This window comes from Amycolatopsis sp. NPDC003676 (assembly GCF_053587275.1).
This window is the reverse complement of sequence record NZ_JBSFNS010000023.1, coordinates 81862-96551: the sequence shown is the minus strand read 5'-3', so window position 1 is coordinate 96551 and position 14690 is coordinate 81862. Positions and strand designations below refer to the sequence as shown.

The following is a 14690-nucleotide window of genomic DNA, read 5'->3' as shown; positions in this document are numbered from 1 at the left end:
GCGCGGCACGGCGTTGGTCGTGAGGGGAACCCTGAGGGAATCTGATTCCCTCAGGGTTCCCCTCACGTACCTGAAGACGCGGTCATATGGGGATCAATCGGGCGTTTCGACAGTGTCAGTGTCCTTTGTGGACGGGCAACTGGCTGAAGCGACGCAGCTTAAGTTCCTGACATTGGGACTCTGCCGGGGGCGCGTCGCAGTCGGGGCTCGGTGCGGCCGCAGGTCCAGGCTCGGCTGCGGCAAGCTTGCCGAGGCGGGATGAGTTCCGCTTCAGCGCCGGGCCGCGGCCCCCGTCGGACGGATGTGCTCAGGCTGGTGCCTCCGGCGCGGCGCTCGGCGGGTTCTCAGTGTCCTCAGCGGACAGTCAAGCCTTCTCCGCGGGCCGGGGCAGCGGGATCTCGGTGAGCCCTTCGGCGGCGCCGGGGCGGGTGCAGTCCAGCGGGAAGAGCGAGAGCAAGCGCCGGACCGTGGGCGCGGTGCCAGGGTCGACGTAGAAGTCGGTCTCCGCCCCTGCGGCAAGCAGTTTCAACCGGATCAGCACGCGAAGCCCGGCGACGCCGAGGAAGGTCGTGCGGCGCAGGTCGACGATCACCAGGCTGACCGTGCTGCGCAGCCTGGACTCGACAACCTCGGCCAGCCGCGGCGCGGTGGCCAGGTCGACTTCCCCGGCGACCTCGACGACGGCTGTTCCCGGGGCAGGATGGCGAACGCGCAGCCGGAGCATCCCCGTCGGGTCCGGCGACGGCAGTACGGGCAGTCGGGCACTGTGCGCGGCGGTCATCACGGCACTCTCTCTGAGCCGCGCACAGGGCTGCGGCGGAATGCCGGACCGGCCGGGCACCGGGCATCCCGGCGCGCGGGACGAATCACGGTGGCTGGAGGCTCAACCACCCTCCACGGTAGCTCCCCTCCGCCGCACAGGGAAGCCGCCGAAGGGGGAGAGACGGCGAGCGGTCGCTCCCAGGGCCTGGCTGCCCGCTGGACGGTGGTTGAACGACCAGGCGACTGCGGAGGGAGGGTGCGGCGGTGCGCGTCGAAAACGGTGCGGACGAAGAACAATCCCGCCGGACGGGGGAGTTCTTGCTGACGGGCGGCGGAGATCCGTCGCGGCCGGAGGGCGGTAGCGGATGGGGGGTGCAGACCGACTCGGCCAGGCCGGATCCTGTTGCCACAAACGGAATCCCTTCGGTCACCCCCCGGCTAACCCCCGATCCGGGGCGGTCCGGCATCCACGACGGTCAGCGAAAGCTCCAACGGATCGAAGTGGATCAGCGATTCCATCCACCACGTCATCCCCGCCTCGGCGAGCGCCGCCAGGTTCACCGTGTTCGGGTCATCCCATGCTGGGCTGGCGTTCCCGGACACCGCGACGTCGTAAGGGCGATCCACCGGCCGGACCCGGGCTACCAGCTCTGCCAACGCCGAGGGCGAAGGCGGCTGCGGGCCAGGGTTCGGGAAGATCCCGTCGCTCGCGGCAGCGCGGCGCAGGACTCGCTCGTGCTGGGTGGTGCTCGCTGTCCACACCGGAATGCGATAGGGCTCCGGCTCGGTGGCGTCCAGGCGCACTTGATAATGCGGCCCGTCGTGTTCGACGGCTTTCCCGGCCCACATCGCGCGCACGATCTCCAACGCCTCGTCAGTCCGCGACGACAAAGCAGCGGGGGAGAAAGGATCGCCGAAGCGGCTGAAGTCGCCCGTTTCGTCGGAGCCGATGCCTGCGCCGAGGATGAGCCGGCCGCGGGAGAGGCGCGCGACGGTGGCGGCCTCGCGCGCCAGAACCCACGGACGGCGGCGGCTCGGCGGCGTGACCATCGGGCCCAGCAGCACCCGGCTGGTCGCTTGGGCGATGGCGGCGAGCGTGGTCCAGGTGTCGGCGATCGGCGGCATCGCGGGCACCACGTGGTCCCACAGGAACACGCCGTCCCAGCCGGCGGTTTCGGCGCGGACTGCGAGGTCGACCACATCGGCCGGGTCGCCGAGCGGGCCGAACGGCGGCAGGTAGAGGCCGTAGCGAATGCGGTCTGGCATGGAGATCCCCCTCCGGATCGGTCGAACCCGACCGTACCGGGACGCACCGACAAAAACGGGCCTGAGATCTTCTTCCGGCATCCGCCGTTCGGACGTTGCCCGCTCACCAGACCCTAGGTTACGGTGACCTATGTGTGGACCGACGTGCTCCTGCTCGCGAAACTCGCCGAGCGGCCGTGGCACGGGTACGAGCTGCGCAAGCAGGTCGAGGAATCCAGCGGTCGCGCGCTGTCGAACAACTCGCTCTACCCGGCGCTGCGCCGCTTCGCCGAAGCGGGCGCGGTGACCCGGACCGCGGAGCCGCAGGAGGGGCGGCCGCCGCGGCATGTTTACACGATCACTGACGTCGGGCGGGAGCTGCTGCACGATCTGCTCGCCGATCTGCCGCCGGAGCTGGCGGGCGATCCGGCCGAGTTTCTGGCGCGGCTGGCGGGATTCGGCAGGCTCGCCCCGGAGGAACGGCTGCGGGTGCTGGACGCCCGGGAAGCCGCCGTCGCGGCGCAGCGGGACCGGCTGGCGAAGCTCGCCTCGGGGCAGGCCGACCCGTGGAGCAGGCTCGTGCTGGCCGAGGTCCAGCGCCGCGCGGAGAACGAACAGGACTGGCTCGCGTCGTTGCGCACGCGGGCGGGCTGACCGAGGAGGACCCCGAATGTCGACCCCCACCCAGCTGCCGTTCGCCAGGCCGAACGTCCTGGACATCGCGCCGCTGTACGAAGTCCTTCGCCGCGAAGGCCCGATCGTCCCGGTCACGACCCCGGCGGGCGACCCGGCCTGGCTCGTCACCGCGTACGAGCAAGCGCGGGAAGTGTTCGCGGACAACCGGTTCGGCCGTTCCCACCCGCATCCCGAGGACGCCTCGACGGTCTCCGACGCCGCGGTGCTGAACGGGCCGCAGGGCGATTTCGAGACCGAGCAGCAGGAGCACGCCCGGCTGCGCCGCCTGCTGGTCCCGGCGTTCTCGGCGAACCGGATGCGCCGCCTCGGCAGCCGGATCCAGGAACTCGCGGACCGGTGCCTCGACGGGATGGAAGCCGCGGGCTCGCCGGCGAATCTGCACGAGCATCTGTCGTTTCCCTTGCCGGTGCTGGTGATCTGCGAACTCCTCGGCGTCCCGTACTCCGACCGCGAGAAGTTTCGCGACCTCTCCGACCGCATCGGCGTCCTCGACAGCGGCGGCGACGCCGAGGCGGCGATGACCGAGTTCACCGCCTACATGTCCGGCCTCGCCGACGCGAAACGCGCGAACCCGGGCCAGGACGTGGTGTCGGACCTGGTCGCCGCGCAGGCCGACGACCCGACGTTCACCGACGACGACCTCGGCAGGCTCGCCGCCGGGCTGCTCTTCGCCGGCCACGAGACCACGTCGAACCGGATCGACCTCGGCGTGCTGTTCCTGCTCACCGACCTCGCCCGCCGCGACGCGCTGGCCGCCGACCCCGAAGCGCGCGTGCACGCCACCGTCGAGGAGATCCTGCGGATGTCCGCGCCGGGCGGGCTCGGGCTGCTCCGGTACGCGCACGAGGACGTGGAAATCGGCGGCGTCCGCATCCCGCGCGGCGACGCGGTGATGATCTCGACCGCCTCGGCCAACCGCGACCCGTCGGTGTTCGCGGACGCGCACGAGTTCGACGCGGACCGCAAACCCAACTCCCACATCGCTTTCGGCTACGGCGGCTACTTCTGCATCGGGGCCAGCCTCGCGCGCACGGAGCTGCGCGTGGTGTTCACGACGCTCTTCCGCCGGTTCCCGAATCTGCGGCTCGCGGTGCCTGCAGACGAGTTGGAAGTACGGGCGAACCGGTTGACGGGCGGCGTTTCTCAGGTGCCGGTGGTGTGGTGAGGGGCGCACGCCCACGCCGGTGAGAACAGGCGCTCACAAGGACTCGATCGTGGCCGTTCCGGTGTTGACGAACGGATGCGTGGCACTCACGGTGATCGTCCCGGGAGTGCCGCGCATCGACCGGACCCATACCGCCGCCGCGCCGCCGACCGCGCCGAAATCCAGGTAAGGGTCGCCGATCAGCACGCCGGGGCCCTTCACCGCGACGGCCAGCACCCCGTGGGCGTGCGGACGCGGCGCGCCGTAGCGGTCGAGCAAGCGCAGCGCGACCCGGGTGGTGTCCGCGCCGTCGGCGATGATCTGGTCGTCGTCGGCGGTCACCGCGATGGTGTCGAACGTCGGGTCCGCGCTGAATCGCCTGCGCAGCACCGTTTGCCCGCCGATCCGGCCCTCGACGGTCAGCTCCGGGCGCGTCCGGCCGTTCACCCGCAGATCCACCGGGAACGGCGGATGCGCCAGGTGCGGGAACCTCGCGCGATCCGGCCGCACGGTGACCGGGCGTTTGCCCGCGACGGTCACCACCAGCACCTCGCAGTTCGACCAGATGATCGCGTCGCGGCCCGGTCCGCCGGGCGGTGAGCCGGGGCCGAAATCCCAGTAGAAAGCCGGTTCGATCACCGCGCCGCGGGACGGATCGCGTTGGGCGCGGTAGAAAGCCGCGCCCAGTTTGGGGATGCGGAAGAAGTCCATCACGCCGGGGTATTTCACGCCGCGATAGTGGTGGTACCAGCCGGACGGGTAGTCGAAACCGCACCAGCCGAGCAGGCCGCTGTAGCGCGGGTCGGACGCGGCGTGGTCGTGCACCCAGGCGTGCAGCATGCTCTGTTCCCGTTGCACGGCAAGGGAATCCGTTCGCCGGAAGTACGCCGAGCCGACGAGGGTGCCGATCGCTTCGCTGACCAGGTAGGGAACTCCGCGGCGCGGCGGGCGCAGCGGGGGAGGAGAACCGGGCGGGTGCGGGCGGCTGTAGTCGTTGAAGGAGAACACCCCGCCCGCCGCTTTGACCGGGTACAGCGCCGAAACGTAGCCCCGCTCGCCCGCGACGGCACCGGTGCACGGACGCATCGGGTCGAGTTCCGCGGCGAGCTGGTCGGTCCTTCCATACAGCGCGTATTGGCCGAGCGTCTCGTTCACCCGGGTGCCCCACACGATGATCGACGGATGGTTACGGTCGCGCACGATCATGTCGTGCACGTCGCGCACCGCCAGCTCCTGCCACGCGGTGTCGCCGACGTGGTCCCAGCCCGGCAGTTCCTCCCACACCAGGATGCCTAATTCGTCGCAGGCATCGAGAAACGCCGTAGCCTGCGGATAATGCGAGCAGCGCACCATCGTGCAGTTCAGCTCGTCCTTCAGCAGCTGTGCGTCCCGGCGCTGCACCCGGTCCGGCATCGCGCCGCCGACGAACGGGTACCACTGGTGCCGGTTGAGCCCGAACAGCTTGAGCGGCTTCCCGTTCAGCCGGAAACCGTCCACAGTGAACTGAGCGTCGCGCAGTCCGGTGCGCACCGGGTACGTGTGCACTTTCCGGCCGTCGACGGCGAGCGTGACGAGGATGTCGCACAACGCCGGATCGTCCAGATCCCACAGCTGCACCGCTTCCAGGCCTTGCAACGACACCGTGACCTCGGTGTTGCCCTTGGGCAGTCCAGTGAGATCGGTATAGGACGATGCCACCTCGGCGCCGTGCTGGCTGAGCGCGGCGGTGAGCCGAACCGGCCCTTTGACCGTCTTCGCCGAATCGACTGTGCAGTGCAGCAAGACCTCGCGATTCGGCGTCAGCACGGCGATCTGCTGCGCGTACACATCGGACAGATAGGTCTGCGGCACGCCAGTGAGTTGGACGTCGCGATACAGCCCGGCCGGTTGATAGAAGTCGATGGCCGTCGGGTTCGGGAATTCCGGCAGATCCGGTGGTGTGTTCTGCTGCCAGCGGCCGTCGACGACCACCGCGAGCACGTTGTCCTTCTCGGTCAGCAGGCCGGTGACCTCGCACCGCAGCGGCAGGTAACCGCCGCTGCGCATGGCGACGCGGCGGCCGTTGAGATACACCGTCGCGGCGCTGAGCACCCCGTCGAACTGCAGGAACGCCCGGTTGCGGCGAAGCTGCGCGGGCGCGAGGAAATGCTGCCGGTACACCCAGACGTGCTGCCAGTCAGAGGGATCCCAATCCTGCCAGGACAGCGGAACGACGCAGTGCGGCACCGAGACCAGCGCCATCTCGCTGTCGTCGAAGTCCGGATCCGTGCTGCCGGGCACGAACGGGCCGAACAGCCAGTCCGCGCCGAACCCGTCCCGCGCCACCGGGGGCGCGGGACGGGAAAGCGCGGCGGCGAGCGCGCCCGAACCGGCGATCGCCGCACCGGCCCCCAGCAGGAAACTTCGCCGGGGGTGCGCGGCGAGCCAGCGGGCCCGCCGGGCAGGCTCGCCCGTCATCCCCGCCGGCGGGCAGTTCCGGGGCGGGGCGCGGACGAGCCCCCGGAAAGCGTCGCTGCCTGCATGGCGCGAGCTTACTTCCGCGCTTGTTCAGCAGAGGTCAGCTGTTCAGGCGAGGTCGGCGAGCCGGTCGACCTGGTCGGGATCGCTGCCGTAGCAGTACAGCATCACCTCGTCCGCGCCGAGATCGCGGTACGCGCGGATCGCGGCCCGGATGTCGTCGGCCGCAGTGAGCATGCCGCTCACCATCCGCTCGGCCATTCCGGTGAATTCGTAGTACGCGTGCATGGCGGCTTTGGCTTCGTCCACGAGGAAATCCGGGCCGAGCGCGACGTTCACCTGCGCGACCAGCCGCGGCTCGCCCTTGCGACCGGCCTCCTGCCAGTCGCGGCGCACGGTGTCGAAGAGCCCGCCCGCCCACGACGGCGGAGCGGCGGCGAGCAGGCCGTCGCCCCAGCGGGCGACGCGGGCCAGCGCCTTGGGTTTGAACGCGCCGATCAGGATTTCCGGACCGCCTTCGCGAGCCGGGGCGGGGCCGATCGGACCGGCTTCGGCGCTGTGCGGTTCGCCGGACCACAGCCGGCACAGGTCGGCGAGCTGCTGGTCGAAGCGGCGGCCGCGGTCGCGCAGCGGGGTGCCGGCGACGTGGTGGTCGTCCTCGCGGCCGCCGACGCCGAGGCCGAGCACGAACCGGCCGCCGCTCATCAGGTCGAGCGTGGCGGCCTGCTTGGCGAGCAGCGCCGTCTCGCGCAGCGGAGCGAGCAGGACCTCGGTCTGCAGCCGGACGCGGGTGGTCGCGCCGGCCAGCACCGCGAGCGCGGTGAGCGGTTCGGGATTGTGGTAGACGAGCCGGTCGAGCAGCCCGAGCGTGCTGAACGGGCCGGCGTCCGCGCGCCGCGCCCACTCGAGCAGGGCGGCGGGATCGCTGACGGGCAGGCCAATGCCGAGGGACATCGGAGAACCTCCGGGTAAACGGGTCGACAACAACAGGGTTGCCGCCCGCTCCTGGACCTGGGTGATGTCAGGCTGGCCGGTCCGTTCTGCGGCGTACTTCTCAGGACCGTTCCATCAGAGTGATCGAAGCCTATCCGGCCGCCGTCGCGTCGGGCAACGAGGTTTCCAGCACGGCCAGCAGTTCGGTGAGCGCGGGGCCGAGCGGCAGGTCGGCGCGGACGGTCGCGTGCTCGTCGCCGCGGGTCTGGCCGCGGTTGACGATCACCACCGGTTTGCCGGATTTCGCGGCCCGCCGGACGAACCGCAAGCCGGACATGACCGTGAGCGAAGAACCCAGCACCAGCACTGCGGCCGCCTCGTCGACCAGCCGGTAGCACCGCTCCACGCGGGCGCGCGGCACGTTCTCGCCGAAGAACACCACGTCCGGTTTCAGCACGCCGGAACAGCTCGTGCAGGGCACCGTGCGGAAGGTGCGGACGACGTCCTCGGCCAGCTCGACGTCGCCGTCCGGGTTGATCCGCGTTGCCACGGCGCCGAAATCCGGGTTCGCCGCGCGCAGCCGGTCGTCGAGCTCCTCGCGCGCGGAGGTTCGGCGGCAGTCGAGGCAGACGACGCGGTCGAGGTTGCCGTGCAGTTCGACCACGCCCGGCGTGCCGGCCGCGCGGTGCAGGCCGTCGACGTTCTGCGTGATGACGCCCGACAGCCAGCCGCCCGCCCGCAGCGCGGAAACGGCGTGGTGCCCGTCGTTCGGCGCGGCCCGCGCGATAGTGCGCCAGCCGAGGTGGCTGCGCGCCCAGTACCGCTGGCGGCCCGCCTCGCTGGCGACGAATTCGCCGTACGTCATGGGCGTGTGCCGGCGAAGGCTGCCAGTTTCGCCGCGGTAGTCAGGAATGCCGGATTCGGTGGAAAGCCCCGCGCCGCTCAGCACGAGCACCCGCCGCCCGGAGACGACCTCGGCCACGTCGGCGACCGTGCCCGTGCGCGGCAAAGGTTCTCCAGGTCCGGCCCAGGTCAGCGTCGGTCGCGTGCGCACGCCGCCAGTCTAATCTCCACCCGGTCGGGGAAAAGGCGATTGGTTCTTCACGAGCTTGGGTACCAAAGGCTCCATGTGGTTCGCGCTGGCTACGCCCGTGGTCGTGATGGTCGCCGCCGTGCTGATGGAATCCGTGGAGCGATATTGCGTGCGGACTCCCAACGGGACGGTCCGGCGGCCGGTCGAACGGGCGGCGCTGCGGGAAGCGTCGATGCCGGTCGTAGCCGTCGGGGCGGCTCGGCTCAGGCAGCGGACCGCCTGAGCGCCCACAGGCCGGAGGGGCCGGTGTTCTTGGGAGGAACACCGACCCTCCAGCCCGTGGGCGAGGCCCGCGCTCTCCCCGTCGGGGTGGGAGAGCGCGGGCCGCTTCACGTCCGGCCCCGGCGGGCTTCCCGGACAATACGGACACGTACGCTGCGGCGCGTGAACAACGAACTGCTGTGGCTGATCGTCGCGCTGCTGATCCTCGGAATCGTGATGAGCACGGGCTGGGGTTCGAGCACGCGATCGCTCGAGCGCAGGATGACCCGGCTGGAGCGCAAGCTCGATCTCGTGCTCGACCACCTCGGCGTCGCGGAACCCGGCGGCGATCTCGCCCGCGAGTTGGAGCCGTTGCTGCGCGAGGGCAAGACGATCGCCGCGATCAAGCGCTACCGCGAAGTCACCGGAGCCAGTCTGAAGGAGGCCAAGGACGCCGTGGACCGGGTGGGCCACGGCGCCCGCTGACCTTCTCTACCGGGCGGCGTCCTTGGTGAGCTGCCGGTACCAGTCGTCGTACGGGTGGTTGGTGGCCGGGTAGTTGACCAGCGGATCGGTCGCGAGACCAGCGTTGTCGAAGTCCCAGCCGCGGACCACGTGCCCGCTTTTGCGCGCGGCGATCAGGAATGCCGATTCCTTCGCCGGAGCACCGTAGAACAGCCCGTCCTGGAGTTCGGCCGGGTCGCCCTGCTGGTATTCGTCGAACGCGACCTGCTGGTACTGCACGCGGCCGCGGGTGACGAGATCCGTGGAGTAGCGCAGGGTTTGCGCCGGCGTGGACCCGTCGGCGCCGGTGGTGACAGAGATTCGCCCCGCGTTTGCCTTGTCGTAACGCGGATCGGACGTCTTCGCGTTGCCGGTCCAAGTCACGGTGTCGCCGGAGAGCGTGCCGCGCCACTGCCAGTTCTGGTTGTTCGCCTGGCTGCGGTGGATTTCGCGGACGACGCCGCTGCCGGTGAACGCCACCGTCGGCAGCACCCCGTTGTCGTACTGATGGCTCGCCGACCAGCTGATTTCGCCGTCCGCACCAAGTTGTCCGGTGTGGTACCAGAGGGTGGTGGCGCTCTGCGACTGGTGCACCTCGACGATCCGGCCGGAGTCGTCGAGCGCGACCGCGGGCGTCTGGCCGCTGTCGTAACGGCCGTGGCGTTGCCAGGCGACGCGTCCGTCGGCGCCGAGTTGCCCGGTCCAGTACCAGAGCGCGCCGCCGCCGGAATCGTGCACCTCGACGACCTGGCCGCGGCTGTTGACCGCGACCGCCGGGTGGTACCCGACATCCCGCCGATACGCGGCGCGCGTGCCGCCGTCGCCCGAGAGCAGCGGAAGCACCTTGCCGCGCAAGGAATCCGTGGTCGCGCCGGTGCGGTAGGCGGCGGGGGAGAGCAGTCGCGGGCCGAACGCGGCGCTCAGTTCGGCGTTGACCGCGGCCAGGTTTCCGGCGGCGAACGAGTCGTTGTCGGTGAGGTCGTCCTTCAGGTCGAGCATGACGATGATCGGCGCCGCGTCCGGGTGCGCGGCGGACCAGGTGTTCACCACGGCGAGCCAGTCGCGGAGGTTGTCGGACGCCGGGTTGCCCGCGTGGTCGACGAGGTCGCCGGGCGCGCTGTGGCCGATGCCGTAGTCGTGGCGGGTGGCGTAGCCGTTGTCGTGGATGTCGAATTCGATGAACCGGACGCCCTGGTCGAGCTGGTAGGAGATGGCTCCCTTCGCGCCGTCGACGTTGCCGGAGTAGCTGTTGTGCGTCGCGGCGAAGATCGTGTCGGAGAAGGGCTGCGCGGCGTTCGCGGGCGCGGTGCCGAGCGCGGTGACAGCCGCGGTCGTGAGCGCGATCGTGCGTAAACGGTGCATTCGGACCCCCAGGTCAGACAGACAACCGGCGAAATACTGGCGATCTTGGCAGAGATTCATGGCATCTTCTCCTGATGCGGGAAAACGACGAGGAAACGTTCGCCGAGCACGTGGCCGAGCTGCTGTCCGGTTTGCCCGGCGTCGAGGCGGTGGCGCTGGGCGGGTCGCGGGCGCGCGGAACCCACCGCCCGGACAGCGACTGGGACTACGCGGTGTACTACCGCGGCGCGTTCGACCCGGACGACCTGCGCGCGCTCGACCTGCCCGGCGAGGTGTCCGGCCTGGGCGAATGGGGCGGCGGGGTCTTCAACGGCGGTGCGTGGCTGACCGTGCAGGGACAGCCGGTGGACGTGCACTACCGGGACCTGGACGTGGTCGAGCACGAACTGGCCGAGGCGGAGAAGGGGCGGTTCCGCTGGGAGCCGCTGGCGTTCCACCTGGCCGGGATCCCGAGTTACCTGGTGGTGGCGGAGCTGGCGCTGAACCGGGTGGTGCGCGGGGAGCTGCCGCGTCCGGAGTATCCGGAACTGTTGCGGGAGAACGCACCCAAGTTCTGGCGCGCATCGGCGGCGCGGACTTTGGAGTACGCGAAGACGGCGTATGTGCGGCACGGGCGGGTCACCGAGACCGCGGCTTCGGTTGGGGTGGCGGCGATGCAGGCCGGGCACGCGGTGCTGGCCGCGCGAGGGGAGTGGGTGACGAACGAGAAAACCCTGCTGGAACGGGCGGGGCTGCGCGGGCTCGACGACGTGGTGGCCGGGATGGGGCACGACCTGGCGGGGGCGTTCGCCACGGCTTGCGCGCTGATCGGCCAGGCGGCCGGAGCCGAGTAGTCCGGAATCCTTACGGCGCAATAGTTTTCGCGTAGGAAACCTCGCCGGGCGGCACGGATCCGTTTCATTCCGCCGTTTTCGGGTATAAGACTTCGGCACGGCCGCAGCCGCCACGCCGTGGCGAGTCGCGCGTGCGGAACGGAGGAACGCCCTATGCAGGAGTCCGAGCCGATCGCTAAGGACCCGGACAAGGGATACGTAGCGCTGCTCGGCTGGTCGCTCAACGCGGTCGAGGCGCTCGACCGGTTCGACCGGCGCTACGTCGTGGTCGCCCCGGACTGGGCGGAGAAGTACTGCGCCGAACACGACATCCCGTACCTGTCGTGGAATTTCGAGCGGCTCAACGACCGGTCGATGGAGATCGCCGAGATCCTCCAGGAGGAAGGCGTCGACGTCGCGATCCCGCTGTTCGAGGAAACCGTCGAGTGGGCCGGGGCGATCAACTCGGTGCTGATGGACAACCCGCGCCTGTTCGGCCAGGCCATGCTGCTGCGGGACAAGGCGCTGATGAAGCGGCGCGCGCAGCTCGGCGGCATCCGGGTGGGGATCTTCGAGGAGGCGCACGACCGCGACGACGTGGTCCGGTTCCTCAAGCGGGTCAACCAGACGCTGCTCAAGCTCGACGGCGACCCGAACGACCCCATCCACCTCAAGGCGTTCGACAAGGCGGGCTGCCTCGGGCACCGCGTCATCCGCACCCCGGACGAGATCGACTCGATCCCGGACGAGGAGTTCCCGGTCCTGATGGAGTCGCATCTCGACGGCTGGGAGTTCGCCGTCGAGGCGTGGATCCACGGCGGCAAGGTCAAGTTCCTGAACATCTCGGAGTACGTCACGCTCGGGTACTCGGTGTTCGTCCCGGCGACCCCGGAGCTGGAGCGGTACCGGCCGCAGATCACCGCACAGATCGAGAAGCTCGTCAAGACCTTCGACATCGAGTTCGGCTTCGTGCACCCGGAGTACTTCGTCACCAGCGACGGCGAGATGTACTTCGGCGAGGTCGCCTACCGGCCGCCGGGCTTCAAGGTCTTCGAACTGCTCGAACGGGCCTACGGCTTCAACGCCTACCAGGCGCTGGTCCTGTCCTTCGACCCGAAGACGACCGAGGAGGAGATCGACGCCTTCTTCCCGAGGGAGGTCGTGGACGCGACCGGCGTCGCCGGCTGCTTCGGCGTTTACCCGCGCCGCCGCGTGGTAAGCGAGCTGAAGATCCCGCAGCAGACCGAGGACGACGACTACTACGAGTCACACGACCTGAGCGCGCCGCTGGAAGAGACGGTGACGAAGAGGACCGCGTTCGGCACGCACTGGGGTCTGCTGTACTTCTTCGGGGACGATGCCTACCGGATGCGCGACCTGCTGAAGGAGCAGGAAGAACTGGACTTCTACGTCTGACCCCTCAGACGAGTCCGCCACCCCGACCGAAGGACGCATTTGAAGCCGAACGCCGACGTCACCGGCACGACTGCGACGCTGGCCAAACGCGTGGCCGCGCTCGACGACGCGGTTGCGGCCATGGCCGCAACCCGCGACTTCGGCAAGCACACGAAGCTGCGGCGGGTGCTGGAGGCGCTGCGGCGGGTCCTGCTCCAGCCGGACGGCGCGGCGGCGGTCCGGGCGAGGGCGCGGGAGATCGAGGAGGCCGGGGTCTTCCAGGACACCGACTGGGACACCCCGGAGATCCTCATCCCCGCGCTGGTCGGGCCCGGCCTGCACAGCGAGAACACCGACACCGTGGTCATCGAGGCGACCAGCGAGCTGCGGATGCTCGCGGTCGCGTGCGGCGACTACGAGCATCCGACGCTGCCGGCCGAGGACGCCCGCGTCTTCCTGTCGCAGGTGCTCGGGGCGAACCTGGAGCTGCTGTTCACCCCGCCCAGCGAGGCCGAGCGGACCAGGCAGGGCCGGACCGCGCAGCTGATCCGGGACCTGCTGCGGTATCTCGCCGACCAGATCGGCTACGACAGCATCCTGGACAAGGTCGTCGAGGAGATCTGGCGGATCCTGCGCCAGCGCCCGATCCAGGTCGACCAGGTCCGCTCGCTGATCACCCGGATCTCGATCTACCGCGGCGACCCGGACGTCGACCTGGGCGGTTCGTCGGTGCAGGGGCTCGACCGGCTCATCACCAGCCTGTTCGGGACCACCGAGGCCTGCCGGGAGGACCCGGGCGTCGAGGTGTTCCGGTCCCGGCTGGAGGCGATGGACGCGGCGACCCTGCAGTACGAGGCGAACGGGTTCGCCCGGGCGATGCACGACACCGGCCTGGTGTCGCCGTACCACGCCGAGCTGCTGCGGTACCTGGCGCACGAGAGCGACTACCTGCTCGGCGAGGCGCTCGGGTTGTCCGACGTGGGTCGCAACTGCCTGATGCGCTACCACGATCTGGTCCACCGGCTGATCGAAGAGGCCGTGCACCCGCAGACCGCGCAGTGCGTCTACGGGCTCGCGCTGCTGCTCGACCGCGGCATCCTCTACGAGCCGCCGGTGGTGCCCGCGCTGTGGCGGCAGCTGGCGCTGGAGCTGTCCGCGGCCGCCCGGGAACGGCTGACGCTCGTGTTCGGCGACCAGCCGAGGCCCGAGGCGCGGCTGCTCGCGGGCGTGCTCTCGATGCTGGGCCAGCCGCTCGGCGTCGGGCAGGGCGACAACCCGACCTGCCAGTCGGCGCGCGCGTTGTCGATGTGGGCCTACAACGACCCGGACTACCTGCTGCAGGTCGTGGTGTGGGCGGCGCGCGACGACGAGGTCGTCATGCACTTCGAAGGACAGCCGGTCTCGTCGAAGGAAAGCGGCGCCGGGCTGTCCGCGGAGCTGCCCGCCGACCTGGACCCGGTGTCGTCGCTGGTCGTGCCGCATCTCGACCGGATCTACGCCGAGATGGGCCGCCGCTGCGCCGACCGCCCCGGCGACCCGCACCGCTGGGTCAACCCGGAGTTCCACGGCTGGTGGGCGTCGCGGGGATTCCGGATCAACGTCGACGTCGCCACCGGCAAACTGGTCGACCCCGAGGATTTCCTGCGGCAGTTCTACGCGAGCTACCACCCGGCCTACAACGGCGAGCAGCCGCTGATCCACCCGCAGCCGGCCGGGGTCGCGGTCACCGACAGCGCGGCCCGCTACGTCGGCTGGCACGCGATCACGATCCTGCGCGCGGCCCCGGACCCCGAGGACGTCATGCGGGTGTACTTCTACAACCCGAACAACGACAGCGGCCAGGACTGGGGCGACGGCGTCGTAGTCTCGACGGCGGGCAACGGCGAGCGGTTCGGGGAGGCTTCGCTGCCGTTCGAGCAGTTCGCGTCGCGGTTGTACATCTTCCATGTGGATCCTCGGGAGCATGGGTCGCCGGAGAAGGTGCCCGCGGAGGATGTCGGGCGGATTCTCGGGTACGTCGAGCGGAGCTGGGGGGCGGACCGGTTGCCCGCGGGGACGTTGCAGGCGGCGCCTCCGCAGTCCTGAG

General features: G+C 70.1%; 13 protein-coding genes. 7 read left to right on the top strand and 6 right to left on the bottom strand.

Annotated elements, in window-relative coordinates; all coding sequences use genetic code 11:
- Positions 1 to 364 precede the first annotated feature (364 nt).
- Both ACWDNU_RS16905 and ACWDNU_RS16900 read right to left on the bottom strand, forming a co-directional pair.
- Positions 365 to 781: an STAS domain-containing protein gene (locus ACWDNU_RS16905; protein ID WP_449669510.1), complete on the bottom strand. Its 417-nt coding sequence runs from the start codon at positions 779 to 781 to the stop codon at positions 365 to 367.
- 419 nt (positions 782 to 1200) lie between these two features.
- Entirely contained in the window at positions 1201 to 2028 is an 828-nt protein-coding gene (locus ACWDNU_RS16900; protein WP_449669509.1) for an LLM class flavin-dependent oxidoreductase, read from the bottom strand.
- A 123-nt stretch (positions 2029 to 2151) separates the two neighbouring features.
- Here ACWDNU_RS16900 and ACWDNU_RS16895 point away from each other — a divergent pair, with 123 nt between their 5' ends.
- Positions 2152 to 2661, top strand: a complete 510-nt coding sequence (locus tag ACWDNU_RS16895) for a PadR family transcriptional regulator (protein WP_449669508.1) — start codon at positions 2152 to 2154, stop codon at positions 2659 to 2661.
- Positions 2662 to 2677: 16 nt separating this feature from the next.
- Positions 2678 to 3868 carry a cytochrome P450 gene (locus ACWDNU_RS16890; protein WP_370936584.1) on the top strand — a complete coding sequence of 397 codons (1191 nt, stop codon included), beginning with the start codon at positions 2678 to 2680 and terminating at the stop codon, positions 3866 to 3868.
- Positions 3869 to 3901: 33 nt separating this feature from the next.
- Here the strand turns inward: ACWDNU_RS16890 and ACWDNU_RS16885 are convergent, their stop codons facing one another.
- From ACWDNU_RS16885 to ACWDNU_RS16875, 3 genes are all read right to left on the bottom strand, one after another.
- The gene (locus tag ACWDNU_RS16885) at positions 3902 to 6304 is read right to left on the bottom strand and encodes a glycoside hydrolase family 2 protein (RefSeq protein WP_449669507.1); all 2403 of its coding nucleotides are present in this window, start codon (positions 6302 to 6304) and stop codon (positions 3902 to 3904) included.
- Between the two features lie 108 nt (positions 6305 to 6412).
- Positions 6413 to 7258, bottom strand: coding sequence for an LLM class flavin-dependent oxidoreductase (locus tag ACWDNU_RS16880; RefSeq protein WP_449669506.1), 846 nt, complete (start codon positions 7256 to 7258; stop codon positions 6413 to 6415).
- Positions 7259 to 7388: 130 nt separating this feature from the next.
- On the bottom strand, positions 7389 to 8291 hold the full coding sequence (locus ACWDNU_RS16875; RefSeq protein ID WP_449669505.1) for an NAD-dependent protein deacetylase: 903 nt from the start codon (positions 8289 to 8291) through the stop codon (positions 7389 to 7391).
- Between the two features lie 73 nt (positions 8292 to 8364).
- Between ACWDNU_RS16875 and ACWDNU_RS16870 the strand changes: the two genes are divergently transcribed.
- Positions 8365 to 8553, top strand: a complete 189-nt coding sequence (locus tag ACWDNU_RS16870; RefSeq protein WP_370936588.1) for a hypothetical protein — start codon at positions 8365 to 8367, stop codon at positions 8551 to 8553.
- 161 nt (positions 8554 to 8714) lie between these two features.
- Positions 8715 to 9017 carry a hypothetical protein gene (locus ACWDNU_RS16865; RefSeq protein ID WP_449669504.1) on the top strand — a complete coding sequence of 101 codons (303 nt, stop codon included), beginning with the start codon at positions 8715 to 8717 and terminating at the stop codon, positions 9015 to 9017.
- Between the two features lie 6 nt (positions 9018 to 9023).
- Here the strand turns inward: ACWDNU_RS16865 and ACWDNU_RS16860 are convergent, their stop codons facing one another.
- Positions 9024 to 10397 (bottom strand): hypothetical protein, encoded by a 1374-nt coding sequence (locus tag ACWDNU_RS16860; RefSeq protein WP_449669503.1) that lies wholly within the window; start codon positions 10395 to 10397, stop codon positions 9024 to 9026.
- 74 nt (positions 10398 to 10471) lie between these two features.
- Here ACWDNU_RS16860 and ACWDNU_RS16855 point away from each other — a divergent pair, with 74 nt between their 5' ends.
- The 3 genes from ACWDNU_RS16855 (at position 10472) to ACWDNU_RS16845 (ending at position 14689) form a co-directional block, all read left to right on the top strand.
- A complete protein-coding gene (locus tag ACWDNU_RS16855; protein ID WP_449669502.1) occupies positions 10472 to 11230 on the top strand; it encodes a nucleotidyltransferase domain-containing protein in 759 nt (252 codons plus the stop codon).
- Positions 11231 to 11383: 153 nt separating this feature from the next.
- The gene (locus ACWDNU_RS16850; RefSeq protein ID WP_449669501.1) at positions 11384 to 12625 is read left to right on the top strand and encodes an ATP-grasp domain-containing protein; all 1242 of its coding nucleotides are present in this window, start codon (positions 11384 to 11386) and stop codon (positions 12623 to 12625) included.
- A 39-nt stretch (positions 12626 to 12664) separates the two neighbouring features.
- On the top strand, positions 12665 to 14689 hold the full coding sequence (locus ACWDNU_RS16845; protein ID WP_449669500.1) for a hypothetical protein: 2025 nt from the start codon (positions 12665 to 12667) through the stop codon (positions 14687 to 14689).
- Position 14690 lies beyond the last annotated feature (1 nt).